This window comes from Variovorax sp. TBS-050B, assembly GCF_029893635.1.
In the GTDB taxonomy this organism is placed as follows: Bacteria; Pseudomonadota; Gammaproteobacteria; order Burkholderiales; family Burkholderiaceae_C; genus Variovorax.
The window spans coordinates 1,008,256-1,027,310 of record NZ_JARXYR010000002.1 but is presented as its reverse complement, the minus strand read 5'-3'; the positions used below and the strand labels follow the sequence as shown (position 1 = coordinate 1,027,310).

Sequence of the window (19,055 nt, the reverse complement as noted above, 5' to 3'; positions counted from 1 at the left end):
GATGCGCAGCCTTCCGGCGCCATCGATCAAGGAGACCCCATGAGCAGCCCCCTCGTCAACCACCAGGTCCGCCTCGCCAAGCGCCCCGAGGGCGCCGCCACGCGCGAGCACTGGCGCTTCACCACCGAGCCCGTGGGCGAGCCGGCCGAGGGCGGCGTGCTGGTGCGCACGCTGTCGCTGTCGCTCGATCCGGCCATGCGCGGCTGGCTCAACGACGCGAAGAGCTACATCGCGCCCGTGGCCATCGACGCGGTGATGCGCGCGGGCGGCGTCGGCCGCGTGGTCGCTTCGAAGAACCCGCGGTTCGCGGTGGGCGACACCGTCTACGGCACGCTCGGCGTGCAGGAGTACGCCCTCGTTGCGCAGGAAGACATCCAGCGCAACGGCCTCGCGAAGATCGACCTCGGCATGGGCAGCATCCACCAGTGGCTCAACGTGCTCGGCATGCCGGGCATGACCGGCTACTTCGGCCTGATGGACGTGGGCCAGCCCAAGCCCGGCGAGACGGTCGTCATCTCCGGCGCGGCCGGCGCGGTGGGCCAGACCGTGGGCCAGCTCGCGAAGATCAAGGGCTGCCGCGTCGTGGGCATCGCGGGCGGCCAGGCCAAGTGCGACTGGGTGGTGAAGGAGCTGGGCTTCGATGCCTGCATCGACTACAAGGCCGGCCCGGGCGCGGTGCGCGAGGGGCTCAAGACCCATTGCCCGAAGGGCGTGGACATCTACTTCGACAACGTGGGCGGCGAGATCCTCGATGCGGTGCTCGCGCGGCTCGCGCGCAAGGCGCGCGTGATCATCTGCGGCGCGATCAGCCAGTACAACAACGCCAACAGCATGCCGTCGGCGGGCCCGAAGAACTACCTGAGCCTGCTCGTGAACCGGGCGCGCATGGAAGGCATCGTGGTGTTCGACTACGCCGACCGCTTCCCGGTCGCGGTGGCCGAACTCGCCGGCTATCTGAAGGACGGCCGCATGAAGAGCAAGGAAGACGTGGCCGTGGGCCTCGACACCTTCCCCGAGGCGCTGAACCGCCTTTTCAGCGGCGAGAACTTCGGCAAGCTGGTGCTGCAGGTGGCGCAGGACTGAGCGCGCACTGCGGCGCGGCCTCCGGCTGCCCTGTCAGCCTTCGTCGGGGCGCCTCGGAATGTCGCCCATCGCGTCGTCCTCGCGCAGGCTGCCGGCGGCCTTCAGCAGTTCGATCGACAGCCCGCCGCCCTGGCCGGCGAAGCCCTTGGCGACGCCTTCCAGCACCGTGGCCAGGCGGTTCTCGCCGTCGGCGCGCGCGTCCAGGCTGATGTTGAGCACCCGCCGCCGCCATCTGGCGGTAGGTGATGGCGCCCGCGCCTTCGAGCGCGGCCACCAGGTCGAGGTACAGCGCCAGGTTCAGGTCGAACACCAGCTTGGGCGTGATCTCGAGGTCTTCGTTCTTGTTCTTGTTGTCGTCCATGTCGGGGGCTCCTTTGTTTCCGAGCCTTCACTCTAGCCACAAAATCGCGCGCACCCGTCGGACAGGAGCCATTCAGCGCGCGCGGCTGCCCATCACCGCCGCGGAAATGATCAGCATGGCCGCCAGCGCGATGGTCCAGCTCGGTGGCCGGCCGGTCACGAGCAGCAGCAGCGCCGTAGAGCCCAGCGGCGTGAGATAGCTCAGGATGCCGATCTGCCGCGCGTCGCCGCGCTTGAGCGCCATGTCCCAGACGAAGAAGGCCGCGCCCAGGGGGCCGAGGCCGCAGACCGCGACCAGCAGCCAGTCCCTGGCCGAGAGCGCGGCCGCGGGTTCGAGCAGCGCATGGCAGGCGAGCGACAGCACGCCCGAGACCAGCCCGAACAGCCCGATGGCCGAGGTCGGGAACGCCGCCACGCGCTTCGTCCCGAGCGAATAGCTGGCCCAGACGAAGGCCGAAGCGAGCGCCGGCACGAAGCCCCAGTGCCCCGCGGCGCCCGCGCCCGCCGCTGCGCCCTCGCGCGCGCCGAGGATCGCGACCGCTGCCCCCGCGAAGCCCAGCAGCCCCGCCACCAGGTGCAGCGGCCGCAGCGACACGCCCGGCAGCAGCAGCGGCGCGAGCACCACCATCAGCAGCGGCCACAGGTAGTTGACCAGGTTCGCCTCCACCGGCGGCGCATGGCGCAGCGCGATGAACAGCAGGAAGTGGTAGCCGAACAGGCCGTAGATGCCGAGCGCCAGCGTGCGCGGCGGCACCGCCCAGGCGCGGCGGTCGCGCAGCACCAGCGGCCAGCTCGGCACGCTGCCGACGATGAGCGCGAGCCCGGTGAGCAGGAACGGCGGCAGGTGCGACAGCGCGGTGCCGAGCGAGGCCAGCGTGGTCCAGAGCGCGATCGCGAGCAGGGCGTAGACGGTCGAGGAGGGCATGGTCGGCAAGGCTACGCGATGGGGTCGTCGCGCAACGACGGCGGATCGTCGCGCAACGACGGTTCAGCCCGGCGCGCGCTCCCGCAGCGCGGCCGTCAGCGCCGAGGGCGAGCGGTAGCCGGTGCGCCGCGCGGTCTCCGCCACGCTCGCGCCGCCCAGGCGCAGTTCGCGCGCATGCGCGAGCCGCAGCGTGCGCAGCCATTGCATCGGGCCCATGCCCTGCTCGTCGCGGCAGCGTTGCGCGAACTGGCTCGGGCTCAGGCAGGCCATGCCGGCCAGATCGGCCACGCAGAGCGGCTCGTGCCAGCGCGCGCGGGCCCAGCCGGCGAGCGCGGTCCAGTCGATGCGGCGGCGCCGTGCAGCGTCGGCGGCGGGCGTTTCAGGCTGCCACGCCTCGAGCAGCAGCGAGGGGCCGTGCAGCAGCGCGAGCGGCGACGCCTCCGGGCGGGCCATGCACTGCGCCAGGTAGCGGGCCAGGGCGTGCAGCTGCGGGGCGCCGGCGGGCGCGCGCCCGGTGCAGCGCGCCCACGCGGCCTGCGTGGTGTCGAGCACCAGGCATCGGCTGTGGCCCGCGCGCGCCTGGAAGTCGTGCCGGTCGCCGGGCGCGACCACCTGCGCATCGCCCGCACCGATGCCGGCACCCCGGCCCTCGACTTCGATCTCGAGCACGCCCTCGAGGCCGATCAGCACCTGGAAATGGTCGTGCGCATGGCTGCCGTGCGAGGCGCCGTAGTCGCGCACCGCGAGTTCGTGGCGCGCCGGCAGGGGAAGGGGAGGGCGGTGCATGGCGTTCGGTGTGCGTCGCATTGTCCGCGCTCGCGCGCCGGCACGCCAAGCCTCATCCGAGGCGCAGCAGCAGCGCCGAGACCGCCACCACCAGCAGGAAGGGAATGCTGATCCGGTGGAACTCGCGCAGCCCGTGCGGCAGCCTGGCGAGCCGCAGCGCAATCAGGTTCGCGAGCGACCCCAGCACGCAGCCGAAGCCGCCCACGCTCACGCCCGCGGCCAGCGCGGGCAGGTCGCGCACATGGCCGTCGAGCAGGATCGCGGCCGGCACGTTGCTGATGAACTGCGAGGCGACGATGGCCGCGAGGTAGGCGCGCCAGCCCTTGGTGATCGGCCACTGGTTCAGCAGCGACGTCATCAGCGGCAGTTCGGCCAGCTGCCGCAGGTCGACGAACATCAGCGCGATGATCGCGAGCAGTGCCCAGTCCACGTCGCGCAGCACGCGCGCATGGAACACCAGGAACGCCGCGAACACCACCGCCAGCCCGGGCAGCAGCCAGTGCCGGTCGAGCGCGACCACGAAGCCGGCGAACAGCAGCACCGCCAGCGCCAGCAGGCGCGGTTGCACGGGCGCGGCCTCGGCTTCGGGCCGCAGCGCAATGGGCGTGCGCGGCACCAGCACCCAGACCGCCGCGAAGAGCCAGAACAGCATCACCGCCACCGTCGGCAGCATCATGCCCACGAAGGCCGCGAAGCTCTCGCCCGAGCGGTGCCAGAGGTAGAGGTTCTGCGGATTGCCGATGGGCGTGAGCGCCGAGCCGGCGTTGACCGCCAGCGCCTCGAGCACCACCAGCCGCGCGAGCGGCAGGTGCGCCTGCGTCGCGAGCACGCGCGTGAGCGGCACCAGCAGGAACAGGCTCACGTCGTTGGTGACCAGCGCGGAAAGCAGCGCCGCGCCGGCGGCCAGCAGCAGCGCGAGGCTGCGCTGGTCGTGCGTGCGCGCGAGCAGCCGCTGGGCCGCGGCCTGCAGCACGCCGCTCTTCTCCACGCCCTGCGTGATCGCGAGCAGCCCCGCGAGCGCGCCGATGGTCTGCCAGTCGATGAGCGCGAGCCAGTCCATCGGTGCGCGCGGACGGACGAAGGCGAACACGATCGCGATCGCCGCCAGCACCCACAGCAGCCCGTGGCCGCCCCCGTGCGGCGCCGCGGCGGCGCCTTCAGCGGGCGCGTTCACGCAGTTCGCGCTTGAGCACCTTGCCGATGGCGCTGCGCGGCAGCTCGTCGATGAAGCGCAGGTCCGCGAGGCGCTGCGTCTTGCCGACCTGGGCGTTGGCCCATTGCAGCAGCGCGTCCGCGGCGGTGGCGTCGCCCTCGCGGCGCACCACGAAGGCAACGGGCGTCTCGCCCCATTGTTCCGACGGCACGCCGACCACCGCCACGTCGGCCACGGCCGCATGGCCGCGCAGCACGCCTTCGAGGTCGCTCGGGTAGATGTTGAAGCCGCCGCTGATGATCATGTCCTTCTTGCGGTCGAACAGCGTCAGGAAGCCGTCGGCATCGAAGCGGCCCACGTCGCCGGTGCGGATGAAGCGCTTGCCCGTGGCATCGAACCATTCGGCCTCGCGCGTCTTCGCCGGTTGCCGGTGGTAGCCGGTCATCATGCCGGCCGAGTGGCCGACCACCTCGCCCGCGGCCTCGGGGTCGTTGCGCGGCAGCTCGTTGCCGGCCTCGTCGATCAGGCGGATGTCGCTGCCCGGGGCCGGCTGGCCCACCGTGTGCAGCTTGTCCGGGTGCAGGTGCGCCTCGAGGATGCAGGTGCCGCCACCCTCGGTCATGCCGTAGAACTCGATCAACCCGCCCGGCCAGCGCGCGAGCACGTCGGCCTTGAGCGCGGCATTGAAGGGTGCGCTGGTGCTGAACTTGAAGCGGAACGACGAGAGGTCGTGCTCGCCGAAGCGCGGATGCGCCATCAGCCGCTGGTACTGCACCGGCACCAGCATGGTGTGCGTCACGCGGTGCTGCTGTGCCAGCTGGAGGTAGCCGAGCGCGTCGAACTTGGGCATGAGCAGCACGCAGCCGCCGAAGGCGATGGTCGGGAAGAACACCACCAGCGTGGTGTTCGAGTAGAGCGGCGTCGACAGCAGCGTCACCGTCTCCGGCCCGTATTCGTACTTCGCGCCGCGCTGCACGTGCGCCCAGCGCATGCCATGGCCCTGCACGATGCCCTTGGGCTCGCCCGTGGTGCCGGAGGAATAGATGATGTTGAAGGGCGACGCGGGCTGCACCTCGACCGCCGCGGGCCGCGTGCCCGCAGGCGCGAGCCATGCGTCGAGCGACTGTCCGGCATCGGAACCGTCGAGCGCCACGCGCGGAATGCCGCCGGGCTGCGCGGCGCCGACCACTTCGGCCGCCGATGCATCGGTGAAGAGGAGGCGCGCCTCGGCGTCCTCGATCATGCGCGCCAGGCTTGCCGGCGTGGAGCCGGGCGCGAGCGGCGCGACCGCGACGCCCGCGCGCAGCGCGCCGAGGAACACGGCCGCGTAGTTCACCGAAGAAGCGGCGCAGACGGCGATCGCGTCGCCGGGTTTCAGACCGTCGCGCTGCAGGGCGGCGGCGACGCGGTCCATCAGGGCGTCGAGCTCCGTGTAGTCGAGCGTGTGGAGGTTGTCGGCGAGGGCGGCGTGGTGGGGCCGCTGCCGGGCATGGAAACCCACGAGTTCAGCGATGGTGGAGAAGTCGCGCTCTATCCAGGTCTGCAGGTCAGTCATGCACGTGTCTCTTGATAAAAGAATCGAATCTGTGCGAAGTCTAAAATGCCCGGCCCTGTGGCAAGCGGACAAAAGTAAGTGCAAACCCTTCCGGTCAGAGAAGAAAACACCATCCCACTGCGGCGAGACACGCCAGCCGAGTTCCTGGTGTTCGGATTGGCCGGAGGCTGCGCCCTCGTCATGGTGGCATGGGTGCTCTGGTATCTGCGCCGGGGCTTCGATTTTGCCGACGAAGGCTTCTATCTCACGTGGATCTCCAATCCGTTCAAGTACACAGCCTCGACCACCCAGTTCGGTTTTCTCTATCACCCACTCTACACACTGGTCGACGGCGACATCGCGCTGCTCAGGCAGATCAACTTCCTCGCGACCTTCGGCTTGTCGTGGGTTTTGTCGCACGTGTTGCTTTCCAAGGTGGCAGCGCAGGCGTTCGTCCGGCATCGGTTGAGGTTTGCGATCTCCGGCGCTTTGGCGACGGGGTGTTTTGTCTACCTACGCCTCTGGCTGCCTACGCCGAGCTACAACTGGCTGATATATCAGGCTCTTCTGATCGGGGCCATCGGCTTGGTCACCGCCGAGCGGAAGGGGCGCCGAACGAACCTCTGGAGCTGGGTGCTGGTCGGCGTCGGAGGCTGGCTCGCGTTCATGGCCAAGCCGACATCGGCTGCTGCATTCGCGCTGTGCGCGCTTGCATATCTGCTGGCTGCAGGCAAGGCAGAGTTGCGGCGGCTGTGTCTGGCCGCTGCGGTGGCGCTCGTCCTGCTCGCCGGATCTGCATTCGTGATCGACGGCTCGATCGCCGGATTCGTCGGACGTCTGCGCGCGGGGCTGGAGGCGGCGATCGGCATGGGCTCCGGCCACGGGTTCATGTCGTCGTTCCGGATCGACAGGTTCGGACTGGCCGAATCTGCGGAGCGCTTCCTTCTGGTCTCCACCGCGCTCATCGTGGTTGCAGCCGTTGCGCAGCGTGCCAGGTTCCGTGTGCTTGCCTATGGTGCCTTGCTGCCGTCCATCGCGGCCATCGTGGCGGTGCTCGCCATCGTCAGCGGTGCAAAGAACATTCCCGATGTGGGGAATTTTCAGCAGTTGCTCGTTTGGTGCATTCCGTTGGCCGTAGCACTGTTGACCGTGATGTTCGGAGCAGGCGAAAGCGTGGCTTCGATCGCATCTGAGCGATGGGCACTGGTCGTTCTGCTGTCGGTCTTGCCCTATGTGTTCGCCTTCGGTACCGCAAACAACTACTGGTGGCATGGCGGACTCGCGGGATTTTTCTGGATCCTCGCGGGTGTGGCACTCTTGAGTCCCGTTGCGTTGCAGCGCGGCTCGGTCGCGTTGCTGATCCCTGTCGTGGCGACCGTCCAGCTTCTGGCGGCAGCGATGATCCACATCGGGATCGAGCGTCCCTACTACCAGGTGCGGCCGCTTCGCGAAAGCCACCAACGCGTCGAGATCGGGCGGCCGGGGTCCGGGCTGCTGCTGTTCGATGAACTGGCTGCCTATGCCAACCGCGCCAAATCGAGTGCCGAACGCGCAGGCTTCGTGCGTGGCACACCGGTGATCGACCTGACGGGCCATTCGCCGGGCCTGCTCTATACGATCGGAGCGTCGAATACCGGGCAGCCTTGGCTCATCGGCAATTTCCCTGGCTACACGGGCGGCAATCGCGTGGCCGAAGCCGCGTTGCGCAGAGTCAGTTGCGAAGAGTTGTCGGAGGCTTGGCTGTTGACCGAACCGGACGGTGAGGTCAGTCTGTCTCCGGACGCGGTGGCTACTTTCGGCGCGGATCCTGTGCGCGACTACGCGATCGCCGGCGAATTCGACACGACCAAGGGCGTGGGTAGTTTCATGGAGATAAGAACGCAACGGCTGCTGAAACCTGTCCGGCCCAAAGCCGAGGCGGTTGCCGCGTGCCGGGCATCGAGAAAGATCGGGTGATGATTAAGAAAGTTGCGATCGTGCAATCGAACTACATCCCGTGGAAGGGGTATTTCGATCTGATTGCGTCCGTTGATGAGTTCATTCTGTATGACGACATGCAATACACTCGGCGCGACTGGCGGAATCGCAATCAGATCAAGACGCCGCACGGCGTGCAGTGGCTCACCATTCCGGTTCAGGTGAAGGGCCGATATCACCAGAAGATCAATCAAACGCGGATCGCCGGGAACGAATGGGCGTCGGACCACTGGAAGACCCTGGTGCAGAACTACCGCCGAGCTCCTCACTTTCAGGAGATCGCCACCTGGCTGGCGCCGCTCTATGAAGTCCCGCCGGACATGCTCCTGTCCCAACTCAACCGCGCGTTCATCGTCTCGATCTGCAAGTGGCTGGGGATCAAGACGACGATCAGCGATTCATCGGAGTACGGGTTGATCGAAGGCAAATCCGAGCGATTGGCTGACCTGTGCCGGCAAGCCGGAGGCACCGTGTATGTTTCCGGCCCTGCAGCACGCGACTATCTCGAGCCTGAAGTCTTTCTGCAACGTGGCATCTCGCTCGAGTGGTTCGACTATGCAAACTATCCCGAATACCCGCAGCTCTGGGGTGACTTCGCCCACGGCGTGACAGTGCTCGATCTGCTGTTCAATTGCGGCGCCATGGCGCCGCGCTACATGAAGCACGTGCGCACATGAAGCTATCCATCGTCGCGACGCTGTACCAGTCGGCCGCCTACATCGTGGAGTTCCACCGGAGAGCGAGCGAGGCGGCCCGACAGGTCGCAGGCGAGGACTATGAAATCATTCTGGTGAACGACGGGTCGCCCGACACCAGCCTCCAGGTGGCGCTGCAGCTCGTGGACGTCGACCCACGGGTGGTCGTCGTCGATCTCTCGCGGAACTTCGGCCACCACAAAGCGATGATGACCGGCCTGGCGCACGCGTCCGGTGAACGCGTCTTTCTGATCGACAGCGACCTCGAGGAGGAGCCGGAGTACTTGCCGGCCTTCGCGCAGCAGCTCGAAAGCTCCGCTTGCGATGTGGTGTACGGCGTTCAGGAGCGTCGCAAGGGCAACTGGTTCGAACGCTGGAGCGGGCGCTGGTTCTATTCCCTGTTCGAGGCACTCACCGGGCTTGCGCTGCCAGAGAACATCGTGACGGCCCGCCTGATGACGCGGCGGTACGTGGATGCGCTTCTGAGCCATCGGGAGCGAGAAGTGTTCATGGCGGGCCTATGGCATATCACGGGCTTCGACCAGCGACCCCATACCGTTGCGAAGCACAACACCAGCGAGACCACTTATACGTTTCGCAGGAAGATGTCGCTGCTGGTCAACTCGGTCACTTCCTTCAGCAATGCGCCATTGGTGGGCATCTTCTACATAGGCGTAGCGATCTCTGCCTGTGCTGGAGCCTATGCGCTGTACCTGGTGCTGCATTGGCTGTTTTTGACCAAGCCCCTCAGCGGCTGGACTTCGGTGATGGCCTCGATCTGGCTTCTCGGAGGGCATGATCATCTCGTTCATCGGTGTGGTCGGAATCTATCTTTCCAAGATCTTCTCGGAGACCAAGCAGCGTCCCTACACGATCGTGAGGCATGTCTATGGCAGCACCCGCCAACAATGAACTTCTCTCGGATGTCTCGTCGTACTACGAGACCAAGCTGGCGGCGCATGGGGAGACCGCGCGCGGCGTGGACTGGAACGGCGAGGCGAGCCAGTCGCTGCGATTCGAGCAGCTCTGCAAGATCATCGCGGAGCCCGAGGGGTTTTCCATCAATGATCTGGGCTGCGGCTATGGTGCGTTGAACGAATATCTCGCGCTTTCGTTTGCTGGCTTCAGTTACAACGGCTTCGATATCTCCGAGGCCATGGTTGCGGCGGCACAGCGCAGGCAGGGCGCCAACGCCATGGATGTCTCGGCCGCGAAGCGGACGGCCCGGTTCGTCGCGGCGGATCGGCCCGATGGCATCGCAGACTACGGGATCGCCAGCGGGATCTTCAATGTTCGGCTCGACTGGTCGGAAGCTGCTTGGCAGAGCTACTTGGATTCCACGCTCGATGTGCTCGATCAGACGAGCCGGCGGGGATTTGCGTTCAACTGCCTCACGTCCTACTCTGACCCGGACAAGATGCGGGACCATCTGCACTATGCGGATCCCTGCCGGATTTTCGATCGCTGCAAACGGCGCTATTCACGCAACGTGGCACTCTTGCACGACTATGGTCTCTACGAATTCACGATCCTCGTGAGGAAGCAGCCATGAAGCGCAAGCTCGTGATCTTCGGGACAGGTCCGATCGGCCAACTGGCGCATGCCTACTTCAGCGAAGATTCGGAGTACGAGGTGGCGGCCTTCACCGTGGACGCCGATTACCTGGAAGGCGGCGATTTTTGCGGGCTTGCCCTCCATGCGTTCGAGGAGATCGCGACGCGATGCCCGCCGGCGGAGTACGACATGTTCGTGGCGCTCAGCTATTCAAAGCTGAATTCGGTGCGCAAGCAAAAGTACCTGGCGGCGAAGAGCATGGGCTATCGGATGGCGTCGTATGTCAGTTCCCGTGCCACCGTCCTCAACCTGGGCCGGATCGGCGACAACTGCTTTGTCCTCGAAGACAACACCATCCAGCCGTTCGCGGTGATCGGCAATAACGTGACATTGTGGAGCGGCAATCACATCGGCCACCACTCGACCATTGCGGACCATTGCTTCGTCGCTTCGCACGTGGTGATTTCGGGCGGTGTCGAAATCGGCGAGCAGTGCTTCCTTGGTGTCAATTCGACCTTGCGCGATCACATCAAGGTCGGTGCTCGCTGCGTGGTGGGCGCAGGGTCATTGTTGCTAGGGGACGCCGAGCCCGACGGGGTGTATGTCGGCGCTGCGACCGAGCGCTCGCGAGTACCCAGCTCTCGTTTGAAGGCGATATGAGGCTACGCTGGCGCAAGCTCGGGCTCCTGTACTGCCCTCCCACTGCGGGCAGGCACCCGAAGCTCATGACGCACGCCGCCAATCCTCTGCCGGTGCTGTTGGACGGTGACGTCTACCGCATCTTCTACAGTGGAAGGGATGCTGACAATCGGTCCTCGGTCGGAGCTGTCGACGTGGACGTGATGACAGGCAAAGTCGTTCGCGAGCATCACGAACCCTTCTTCCTCCATGGGCCCGAGGGAAGCTTCTTCGCCGACGGCGTCAGCATCGGCAACTGCTACGTCGCAGACGGACGGCAGTACATGCTGTTCATGGGGTGGCAGAACCCGCCCGGCGGCCATTGGCGAGGAGACATCGGACGACTTTCGGTGAGTCCTGCGCTAGGGCTGGCGTTGGCCGATGCCGAACCATTGATCTCCAACAGCGCGACCGATCCGATCAGTCTTTCCTATTCGTGGGTGATGCCGGATGGCGGGGGCGGCTTTCAGATGTGGTACGGCTCCACGCTGAACTGGGATGCGGGCAACGGCGAAATGCTTCATGTCTTGAACCGGGCCAGCTCAAAGGACGGACACCACTGGGAGTGTCATGGGCTGGCGGTGCCTTACGAAATAGGTTTGGCGCAGGCCTTCTCCCGCCCGACCGTGGCTCGCACCGAGGATGGCAGGTATGCGATGTGGTTCTCCTATCGAAGCGGGTCGGGGCAGAGCTACAGGATCGGCGCCGCGTTCAGTGACGATGGCATCGCTTGGCGACTGGCGCTCGATGAAGCGGGCATCGATGTTTCCGCACAAGGGTGGGACAGCGACATGATCGAATATCCGTTCGTCTTCGACCACAAGGGTCGGCGACTCATGCTCTATAACGGAAACGGCTTCGGGCGAACCGGCTTCGGCCTTGCGATCCTCGAAGCCTGACAATCTGAGAAAGCACGAGCTTGAAAAATTACTTCCTGATTCTTCCGATCGCACTGCTGATGGCCTATAGCCAGATCGTCGTGAAGTGGCGATCGAGTCATGCGGCAGAGCAGCTCGCCAGCCCGAACTTCGCGAGGCAACTGTTCAATTTTCTGACCGATCCGGTCATCCTTTCCGCTTATGGCGCTGCATTGCTGGCGTCGTTCGCATGGCTTTTCGTCATCACGAAGCTGCCCTTGACCAGCGCGTTTCCGATCTACATTGGCGTGACGTTCCTAATGGTCCTTCTGGGCGGGGCGTATTTCGTGTCGGAAACCTTGTCGCCGATGAAGATCGCGGCGGTTCTGATGATCACCGCAGGAATCGCGCTCGCAATGAGCGCTGATGCTTAGCGATGTTGATACCAGACATGAGCAACGAGAAGATCCAGTTCAACCGTCCACACATGACGGGCAAGGAGCTTTTCTACATCGCCGAAGCCAAGTTCGGCAACATGCTTGCAGGCGACGGCCCTTTCACCAAGCGCTGCCATCAATGGATCGAGGCGCAGGCGGGTTGTCATCGTGCGCTGCTGACGCACTCGTGCACGGCGGCGCTCGAAATGGCGGCGCTGCTGCTGGACATCGAGCCGGGCGACGAGGTGATCATGCCTTCGTACACCTTCGTGTCGACCGCGAACGCTTTCGTGCTGCGCGGCGGGGTTCCGGTTTTCGTCGATATCCGCGAGGACACCCTCAACCTCGACGAGCGACTCATTGAAGCGGCCATCAGTCCCCGGACCCGGGCGATCGCGGTGGTTCACTATGCGGGCGTGGCCTGCGAGATGGACGCGATCATGAAGGTCGCGCAACGCCATAGCTTGAAGGTCGTCGAAGATGCGGCACAGGGCGTGATGGCCCGCTACAAGGGCCGTGCGTTGGGCAGCATCGGAGACTTCGGGGCGTTCAGCTTCCACGAAACGAAGAACGTGATCTCGGGCGAGGGCGGCGCACTGCTGGTCAACGATCCCGCGTCGGCTCTTCGAGCCGAGATCGTGCGCGAGAAAGGAACTGATCGCAGCCGCTTCTTTCGCGGAGAGGTCGACAAGTACACATGGCAGGAAGTCGGCTCTTCGTTTCTTCCGGGCGAGCTGGTCGCAGCCTTCCTGTGGGCGCAACTGGAAGATTCACAGGCTATCACCGCTGCACGGATGGGCAGCTGGGACCGCTACCATGCGATGCTTGCGCCGCTCGAAAGCGAAGGGTTGCTGCGCCGGCCCATCGTGCCGGAGGATTGCGAGCAGAACGGGCACATGTACTACGTACTGCTCGCGCCCGAGGTCGACCGTCAGTTGGTGCTTGCGGCCATGAAGTCTCAGGGCATCAACCCGGTCTTCCACTACGTTCCGCTGCATTCGTCGCCGGCCGGAAGGCGCTATGGCCGTCCCCATGGTGAGCTAGAGGTCACTCAGCGGCAATCCGAGCGACTGGTTCGGCTGCCGCTTTGGGTGGGTTTGTCGGAGCAGCAGCAGGACCGCGTCGTATCGGCCCTGGCGCTCGCGATCCGCAATCAACGCTGACTTGCCGCGGCGGCACGACCCGCGTCGAGCCGTCGCCGCGTCGTTCAGACGCCGGCCGCGTGCGCCTGCTGGTCCGCGTGGTAGCTCGACCGCACCATCGCGCCGACCGCAGCGTGCGTGAAGCCCATCCTGTAGGCCTCTGCCTCGAACATCTTGAAGGTGTCGGGGTGCACGTAGCGGCGCACCGGCAGGTGCGAGCCCGAGGGCGACAGGTACTGGCCGATGGTCAGCATGTCGATGTCGTGGGCGCGCATGTCGCGCATGACCTGCAGGATCTCCTCGTCGGTCTCGCCGAGGCCGACCATGATCCCGCTCTTGGTGGGCACGCCGGGATGCAGCGCCTTGAACTTCTTGAGCAGGTTGAGGCTGAACTGGTAGTCGCTGCCGGGCCGCGCTTCCTTGTAGAGGCGCGGCGCGGTCTCGAGGTTGTGGTTCATCACGTCGGGCGGCGCGGCCTTGAGGATCTCGAGCGCGCGGTCGTCGCGGCCGCGGAAGTCGGGCACGAGGATCTCGATCTGCGTCGTGGGCGAGAGCTCGCGCACGTTGCGGATGCAGTCGACGAAGTGCTGGCTGCCGCCGTCGCGCAGGTCGTCGCGGTCGACGCTGGTGATCACCACGTACTTGAGGCGCAGCTTGGCGATGGTCTTCGCGAGGTTCAGCGGCTCGTCCTTGTCGAGCGGGTCGGGCCGGCCGTGGCCGACGTCGCAGAACGGACAGCGCCGCGTGCACTTGTCGCCCATGATCATGAAGGTGGCGGTGCCGTTGCCGAAGCATTCGCCGATGTTCGGGCACGAGGCCTCTTCGCAGACGGTGTGCAGGTTGCTTTCGCGCAGGATCTGCTTGATCTCGTAGAAGCGCGTGGTGGGGCTGCCGGCCTTGACGCGGATCCACTCGGGCTTCTTGAGCACCTCGCCCTGCTGGATCACCTTGACGGGGATGCGCGAGAGCTTGGCCGCGGCCTTCTGCTTGGCCAGCGGGTTGTAGTTTTCGGGGCTCTGCGCGTCGCGGACGACTTCTGTGGTGCTCATTGCGGTGTCATCAAGGCGCCAGGTAGGCGGCGAGCTTCTGGCTCAGCACCCGGGCGGCCTCTTCCCATGTGGTTTGGACCCCGATTGTAGAAAGATCGACCGTTTGCAACCCTGCGTAGCCGCAAGGGTTGATGCGCGAGAAGGGTTCGAGGTCCATCTCGACGTTGAGCGCCACGCCGTGGTAGGTGGCGTGGCGGCTCACCTTGATGCCCAGCGCGGCGATCTTTCCGAGGCCGCGGAACGGGTCGGCCGCGGGCAGCGGCCCGGTCAGCGCGGCATGCGAGAACGGGTCGTCCAGCCGCACGTAGATGCCCGGCGCGCCCGCCACCCGGTGGCCGGTGACGCCGAAATGGGCCAGCGTGCGCAGCACCGATTCCTCGATGCGGAACACGTATTCCTTCACGTAGTAGCCCGCGCGCCGCAGGTCGATCAGCGGATAGCCCACCACCTGGCCGGGGCCGTGGAAGGTCACCTGGCCGCCGCGGTCGGTCTGCACCACCGGAATGCCGCCGGACGCGAGGATGTGGTCCTGCCGGCCCGCGATGCCCTGGGTGAACACGGGCGCGTGCTCGCACATCCAGAGCGCGTCGGGCGTGTGCGGCCCGCGCTCGGCCGTGAAGCGGCGCATGGCCTCGTAGGTGGCGGCGTAGTCGGCGCGGCCGAGCCACTGCACTTCGATCGTTGCGGCTTCCGTGTCCGTCATGTCGGCGGCCCGTCCCCCGTCAGAGGACGACCTTGACCATCGGATGGCTCGAGAGCGCGCGATAGAGGTCGTCGAGCTGCTCCCGGCTGGTCGCCGTCACCGTGATGGTGACGCCGAGGTAGTTGCCGGCCTTGCTGTCGCGCAGCTCGACGGTGGTGGCGTCGAAGACGGGATCGAAGCGCTCGGCGATCTGGGTCACGGCATGCACGAAGCCGTCCACCTTCGCGCCCATGACCTTGATCGGGAACTTCGATGGGTACTCGATCAGCGACTCCTTGCGCGGATCGGGAACGGCCGCCGTGCCGGTGTCTGTGGTGCTGCTGCTGTCGTTCATGCGGTGGTCGCTCCTTGTTGCTGCTGCTGTGCGTTGCGCTGCTTGGCCTCTTGGTAAGCCGCGTACAAGGTTTGATAGATGGGGCCGGGGCGGCCATTCCCAATGGGCCGGCCGTCGAGCGTCGACACCGGCAGCACCTCCTTGGTGGCCGACGAGAGCAGCAGCTCGTCGGCGCCGGACACTTCGTCGCGCGCAATGCGGCGCAGCGCGAACGGAATGCCGTGCTCGGCGCAGAGGCGCTCGATCAGGCCGTAGCGGATGCCGGTGAGCACCAGGTTGTCCTTGGGCGGGCCGAAGACGCCGCCGTCCTTGACGATCCACACGTTGCTCGACGAGGCCTCGCTGAGCCATTCGCCGCGGAACATGACGGTCTCGGCCGCGCCCGCCTCCACGCTGATCTGCCGCGCCAGCACCGCGCCCAGCAGGCTGGTGCTCTTGATGTGGGCCTTCTGCCAGCGGAAGTCCTCCGCGCTGACGCAGGCCACGCCCTTGGCGCGCACCGCGTCGGCCACGGGCGGCAGCGGGTTCACCATCACGAAGACCGTCGGCTGCAGCCCCTTGACCATCGCGTGGTCGCGCGGCGCGACGCCGCGCGTCACCTGAAAGTACACGGACTGCGGCGCGTCGCCGCCCGGCGCGACGAGGCGCATGGCGATCGCGCGCCACTCGGCCGGCGTGAGCGGATTGGCGATCTGCAGCTCGGCCAGCGAGCGGTCGAGCCGGGCCATGTGGGCCTCGAAGCAGAAGGGCTGGCCGTGATAGACGGGAACGACCTCGTAGACGCCGTCGCCGAAGATGAAGCCGCGGTCGAGGACGCTGATCCTGGCGTCCTTGAGCGCGGTGTATTCGCCATCGAGATAGCAGAGCGTGGAGGGAAGGGCGGCGGTGAGAGGGTGCATGCGGGAATTATGGTTGGCGCTGCCCGGTCGGGTTCCGGTCAGGCTGCGAAGCCCCGTTTTTCAAACGTGAGGCCGGAGTTGGCCGAGCCGTCTGGGTTTCTACTTATAATCAATGGCTTTGTGAAATTCCCGGGTGACAAACGCGAGCGGCATTCCAATGACAACCAACGCTCCTGTCTCCGAGATCGATGCCGAAGTCTCCGACTTCAAGCCGCTGACGGCCGAAGAGGCCGAGCGGCTGCGCGAGAAAAATCCCGAATTGTCGCCCTGGTGGGTGATTGGGGCCCAGGTGGCCGTGGGATTGCTTGTGGCCGGAGTGGCATGGGTCTGGACCGGGCGGCCGGGTGCCGCCGTGTCGGGGTTTTACGGAGCGATGGCGGTGGCCATCCCGGCGGCGCTGTTCGTCCGGGGGGTGCGCAGGGCACGTGGTGTTCTGTCGCAATCGGCCGTCATGCTGAGGTTTTTTGTGTGGGAGTTGATCAAGATCGGTCTGACCGTGGCCTTGCTGGCGGCGGCACCGTGGCTGATCGAGGGCATCAGCTGGCTGGCCTTGTTGGCCGGCGTGGTGGCCGCCATGAAGATGTACTGGGTGGCGCTGCTGGTGCGGCCCGGGTTGTTGAACCGGATTTGACTGTTTAAGAAGAGACGCTGAAAGATGGCCGCCGAAGGACACGCCCCGACCGCGAGTGAATACATCGTTCACCACCTCCAGCACTGGCAGGTTGACTGGAACCTCAATCCCGTGGTGCAGAAGGCCATCGTGGACTTCAACGTCATCAACCTCGACTCGGTGCTCTACGCGCTGATCGTCGGCGCGCTCGGCTGCTTCGTGCTGTGGCTCGCCGCGCGCAAGGCCACGCCCGGCGTGCCGGGGCGCTTCCAGGCCGCGGTCGAGATCCTGGTCGAGATGGTCGACAACCAGGCCAAGGCCAACATCCGCAACGCCAAGAGCCGCCAGTTCATCGCGCCGCTCGCGCTCACCGTGTTCGTCTGGATCTTCCTGCTGAACGCCATGGACATGCTGCCGGTCGACCTGCTGCCCTCGCTCTGGGGCAAGGTCTACGAGGCCGCCGGCCACGATCCGCACCACGCCTACATGCGCGTCGTGCCCACGGCCGACCTGTCGACCACGCTCGGCCTGTCGACCTCGGTGCTGCTGCTGTGCCTGATCTACAGCGTCAAGATCAAGGGTCTGGGCGGCTGGGGCCACGAGCTCATCACGGCCCCGTTCGGCGCCCATCCGGTGCTCTGGCCCATCAACCTGCTGATGCAGGTCATCGAATACCTCGCCAAGACCGTGTCGCATGGCATGCGGTTGTTCGGCAACATGTATGCGGGTGAACTCGTTTTCATGCTGATCGCGCTCATGGGCGGCGCGATGGCGGCCTCGTTCTCGGGAGTGATGTTGCCGATCGGCCACGTCATTGCCGGTACCGTCTGGGCGATCTTCCACATCCTGGTGATCACGCTTCAGGCATTCATTTTCATGATGCTGACCCTGATCTATCTCGGCCAGGCTCATGAAGCGCATTGAGTTCCCCTTTTTCTTTTCGTTTGCTTTCAATCTGTCCTAAGGAGTCATCATGGAAAACGTTCTCGGTCTCGTCGCTCTGGCTTGTGGTTTGATCGTCGGTCTCGGCGCGATCGGTGCTTCCATCGGTATCGCACTGATGGGCGGCAAGTTCCTCGAGTCGTCGGCTCGTCAACCGGAACTCATGAACGACCTGCAGACCAAGATGTTCATCTTGGCCGGTCTGATCGACGCTGCGTTCCTGATCGGCGTGGCCATCGCCCTGCTGTTCGCCTTCGCCAACCCGTTCATCGCCGCGCTGCCGAAGTAATTTCCGTTCAACGCCACTCCAGAAAGGTGTTGCCGTGAGTATCAACGCGACCCTGTTCGTTCAGGCCATCGTCTTCCTGCTGCTCGTGCTGTTCACGATGAAATTCGTGTGGCCGCCGATCGCGAAGGCGCTGGACGAGCGAGCACAAAAGATCGCTGCGGGCCTGGCGGCCGCCGAGAAGGCCAAGGCCGAACTGGCCTCCGCCAACCAGCGCGTCGAGCAGGAACTGGTGGCGTCTCGCAACGAGACCACCAACCGCCTGGCCGACGCCGAGCGCCGTGCCCAGCAGATCATCGAAGAGGCCAAGAGCCGCGCCACCGAAGAGGCCAACAAGATCGTGGCCGCTGCGCGCGACGAGGCCGAACAACAGGCCGTGCGTGCGCGCGAAGCGCTGCGCGAGCAGGTGGCCGCACTGGCCGTCAAGGGTGCCGAGCAGATTCTCCGCAAGGAAGTCAACGCCGGCGTTCATGCCGACTTGCTCAACCGCCTGAAGACCGAGCTCTGAGGACGACATGGCCGAACTCGCGACCATCGCCCGTCCCTACGCCGAAGCGCTGTTCAAGGCCTGCGGCGGTGATCTCGACGGCACGGCCGGCTGGCTCGACCAGCTGGCGGCTGCCGCCGGCAGTCCGCAACTGCTGCAGTTCGCGGCCAACCCGAAGGTGCCGCCCGAGCAGGTGTTCGAGCTGATCGCCGGGCTTTCGAAGCAGTCCCTGCCCGACGCGGGCAAGAACTTCCTGCGCACCGTGATCGACAACGGCCGGCTGGCCGCGCTGCCCGAGGTGGCGCTGCAGTTCCGTGCCCTGTGCAACGCGCGCAGCGGAGCCGCCGACGCCGTGATCTACAGCGCCTTCCCGATCGACGATGCGGCGCTGAACGAAGTGGGCGCCGCGCTGGAGCGGCGCTTCGCGCGCAAGCTCACGACGCGGGTCGAACTCGACCCCTCGCTGATCGGCGGCATCCGCGCCGTGGTCGGCGACGAAGTGCTCGACACCTCGGTCAAGGCGCGCCTCGAACAAATGAAAGCGGCGCTGACCGCCTGAGGGCG

22 protein-coding genes and 1 pseudogene are annotated in these 19,055 nt (G+C 65.8%); 14 read left to right on the top strand and 9 right to left on the bottom strand.

The window, feature by feature from the left end; all coding sequences use genetic code 11:
* Positions 1–39 precede the first annotated feature (39 nt).
* A complete protein-coding gene (locus M2165_RS07865) occupies positions 40–1,083 on the top strand; it encodes an NADP-dependent oxidoreductase (protein WP_280814106.1) in 1,044 nt (347 codons plus the stop codon).
* 33 nt (positions 1,084–1,116) lie between these two features.
* On the opposite strand, the gene M2165_RS07860 is transcribed toward M2165_RS07865, so the two are convergent.
* The 5 genes from M2165_RS07860 to M2165_RS07840 all read right to left on the bottom strand — a co-directional run bounded on the left by M2165_RS07860 (position 1,117) and on the right by M2165_RS07840 (position 5,862).
* Complete coding sequence (locus M2165_RS07860; protein WP_280814105.1) at positions 1,117–1,302, bottom strand: hypothetical protein; 186 nt, start codon at positions 1,300–1,302, stop codon at positions 1,117–1,119.
* Positions 1,303–1,516: 214 nt separating this feature from the next.
* Positions 1,517–2,368: a DMT family transporter gene (locus M2165_RS07855; RefSeq protein ID WP_280814104.1), complete on the bottom strand. Its 852-nt coding sequence runs from the start codon at positions 2,366–2,368 to the stop codon at positions 1,517–1,519.
* A gap of 63 nt (positions 2,369–2,431) precedes the next feature.
* A complete protein-coding gene (locus tag M2165_RS07850) occupies positions 2,432–3,154 on the bottom strand; it encodes an AraC family transcriptional regulator (RefSeq protein ID WP_280814103.1) in 723 nt (240 codons plus the stop codon).
* 52 nt (positions 3,155–3,206) lie between these two features.
* Positions 3,207–4,328, bottom strand: coding sequence for an SLC13 family permease (locus M2165_RS07845; RefSeq protein WP_280814102.1), 1,122 nt, complete (start codon positions 4,326–4,328; stop codon positions 3,207–3,209).
* A complete protein-coding gene (locus tag M2165_RS07840) occupies positions 4,312–5,862 on the bottom strand; it encodes a class I adenylate-forming enzyme family protein (RefSeq protein ID WP_280814101.1) in 1,551 nt (516 codons plus the stop codon). The genes M2165_RS07845 and M2165_RS07840 overlap by 17 nt, the downstream gene beginning before the upstream one ends.
* 78 nt (positions 5,863–5,940) lie before the next feature.
* Between M2165_RS07840 and M2165_RS07835 the strand changes: the two genes are divergently transcribed.
* The 8 genes and pseudogenes from M2165_RS07835 to rffA all read left to right on the top strand — a co-directional run bounded on the left by M2165_RS07835 (position 5,941) and on the right by rffA (position 13,202).
* Positions 5,941–7,797 carry a hypothetical protein gene (locus M2165_RS07835; RefSeq protein ID WP_280814100.1) on the top strand — a complete coding sequence of 619 codons (1,857 nt, stop codon included), beginning with the start codon at positions 5,941–5,943 and terminating at the stop codon, positions 7,795–7,797.
* Positions 7,797–8,495, top strand: coding sequence for a WbqC family protein (locus M2165_RS07830; protein WP_280817493.1), 699 nt, complete (start codon positions 7,797–7,799; stop codon positions 8,493–8,495). The genes M2165_RS07835 and M2165_RS07830 overlap by 1 nt, the downstream gene beginning before the upstream one ends.
* Positions 8,492–8,926: pseudogene (locus M2165_RS07825) on the top strand (glycosyltransferase family 2 protein); the annotation flags it as partial. The gene M2165_RS07830 and the pseudogene M2165_RS07825, both read left to right, overlap by 4 nt.
* Before the next feature lie 476 nt (positions 8,927–9,402).
* Positions 9,403–10,065, top strand: coding sequence for a class I SAM-dependent methyltransferase (locus M2165_RS07820; RefSeq protein ID WP_280814099.1), 663 nt, complete (start codon positions 9,403–9,405; stop codon positions 10,063–10,065).
* A complete protein-coding gene (locus M2165_RS07815; RefSeq protein WP_280814098.1) occupies positions 10,062–10,727 on the top strand; it encodes an acetyltransferase in 666 nt (221 codons plus the stop codon). The genes M2165_RS07820 and M2165_RS07815 overlap by 4 nt, the downstream gene beginning before the upstream one ends.
* A 65-nt stretch (positions 10,728–10,792) precedes the next feature.
* Positions 10,793–11,644 carry a hypothetical protein gene (locus tag M2165_RS07810; protein ID WP_280814097.1) on the top strand — a complete coding sequence of 284 codons (852 nt, stop codon included), beginning with the start codon at positions 10,793–10,795 and terminating at the stop codon, positions 11,642–11,644.
* A 20-nt stretch (positions 11,645–11,664) separates the two neighbouring features.
* A complete protein-coding gene (locus M2165_RS07805; protein WP_280814096.1) occupies positions 11,665–12,036 on the top strand; it encodes a hypothetical protein in 372 nt (123 codons plus the stop codon).
* A gap of 17 nt (positions 12,037–12,053) precedes the next feature.
* Positions 12,054–13,202, top strand: a complete 1,149-nt coding sequence (rffA, locus tag M2165_RS07800; protein ID WP_280814095.1) for a dTDP-4-amino-4,6-dideoxygalactose transaminase — start codon at positions 12,054–12,056, stop codon at positions 13,200–13,202.
* Between the two features lie 44 nt (positions 13,203–13,246).
* Here rffA and lipA read toward each other — a convergent pair whose 3' ends face one another.
* From lipA to M2165_RS07780, 4 genes are read right to left on the bottom strand one after another with little or no spacing between them, the layout of a single operon-like run.
* Positions 13,247–14,230 carry a lipoyl synthase gene (lipA, locus tag M2165_RS07795; RefSeq protein ID WP_280814094.1) on the bottom strand — a complete coding sequence of 328 codons (984 nt, stop codon included), beginning with the start codon at positions 14,228–14,230 and terminating at the stop codon, positions 13,247–13,249.
* 10 nt (positions 14,231–14,240) lie between these two features.
* Complete coding sequence (lipB, locus tag M2165_RS07790) at positions 14,241–14,933, bottom strand: lipoyl(octanoyl) transferase LipB (RefSeq protein WP_280814093.1); 693 nt, start codon at positions 14,931–14,933, stop codon at positions 14,241–14,243.
* A gap of 19 nt (positions 14,934–14,952) precedes the next feature.
* On the bottom strand, positions 14,953–15,267 hold the full coding sequence (locus tag M2165_RS07785) for a DUF493 family protein (protein WP_280814092.1): 315 nt from the start codon (positions 15,265–15,267) through the stop codon (positions 14,953–14,955).
* On the bottom strand, positions 15,264–16,166 hold the full coding sequence (locus M2165_RS07780; RefSeq protein ID WP_280814091.1) for a D-amino acid aminotransferase: 903 nt from the start codon (positions 16,164–16,166) through the stop codon (positions 15,264–15,266). Before M2165_RS07780 ends, M2165_RS07785 begins: the two co-directional genes overlap by 4 nt.
* A 157-nt stretch (positions 16,167–16,323) precedes the next feature.
* Between M2165_RS07780 and M2165_RS07775 the strand changes: the two genes are divergently transcribed.
* Genes M2165_RS07775 through M2165_RS07755 form a run of 5 tightly spaced genes read left to right on the top strand, consistent with a single transcriptional unit; the run spans position 16,324 to position 19,050 of the window.
* On the top strand, positions 16,324–16,797 hold the full coding sequence (locus M2165_RS07775; RefSeq protein WP_280814090.1) for an ATP synthase subunit I: 474 nt from the start codon (positions 16,324–16,326) through the stop codon (positions 16,795–16,797).
* Positions 16,798–16,821: 24 nt separating this feature from the next.
* A complete protein-coding gene (atpB, locus tag M2165_RS07770; protein ID WP_280814089.1) occupies positions 16,822–17,700 on the top strand; it encodes a F0F1 ATP synthase subunit A in 879 nt (292 codons plus the stop codon).
* Positions 17,701–17,749: 49 nt separating this feature from the next.
* Positions 17,750–18,007 carry a F0F1 ATP synthase subunit C gene (gene atpE / locus M2165_RS07765; RefSeq protein ID WP_157616185.1) on the top strand — a complete coding sequence of 86 codons (258 nt, stop codon included), beginning with the start codon at positions 17,750–17,752 and terminating at the stop codon, positions 18,005–18,007.
* A 34-nt stretch (positions 18,008–18,041) separates the two neighbouring features.
* On the top strand, positions 18,042–18,512 hold the full coding sequence (locus M2165_RS07760; RefSeq protein ID WP_280814088.1) for a F0F1 ATP synthase subunit B: 471 nt from the start codon (positions 18,042–18,044) through the stop codon (positions 18,510–18,512).
* Positions 18,513–18,519: 7 nt separating this feature from the next.
* Entirely contained in the window at positions 18,520–19,050 is a 531-nt protein-coding gene (locus tag M2165_RS07755) for a F0F1 ATP synthase subunit delta (protein WP_280814087.1), read from the top strand.
* Positions 19,051–19,055 lie beyond the last annotated feature (5 nt).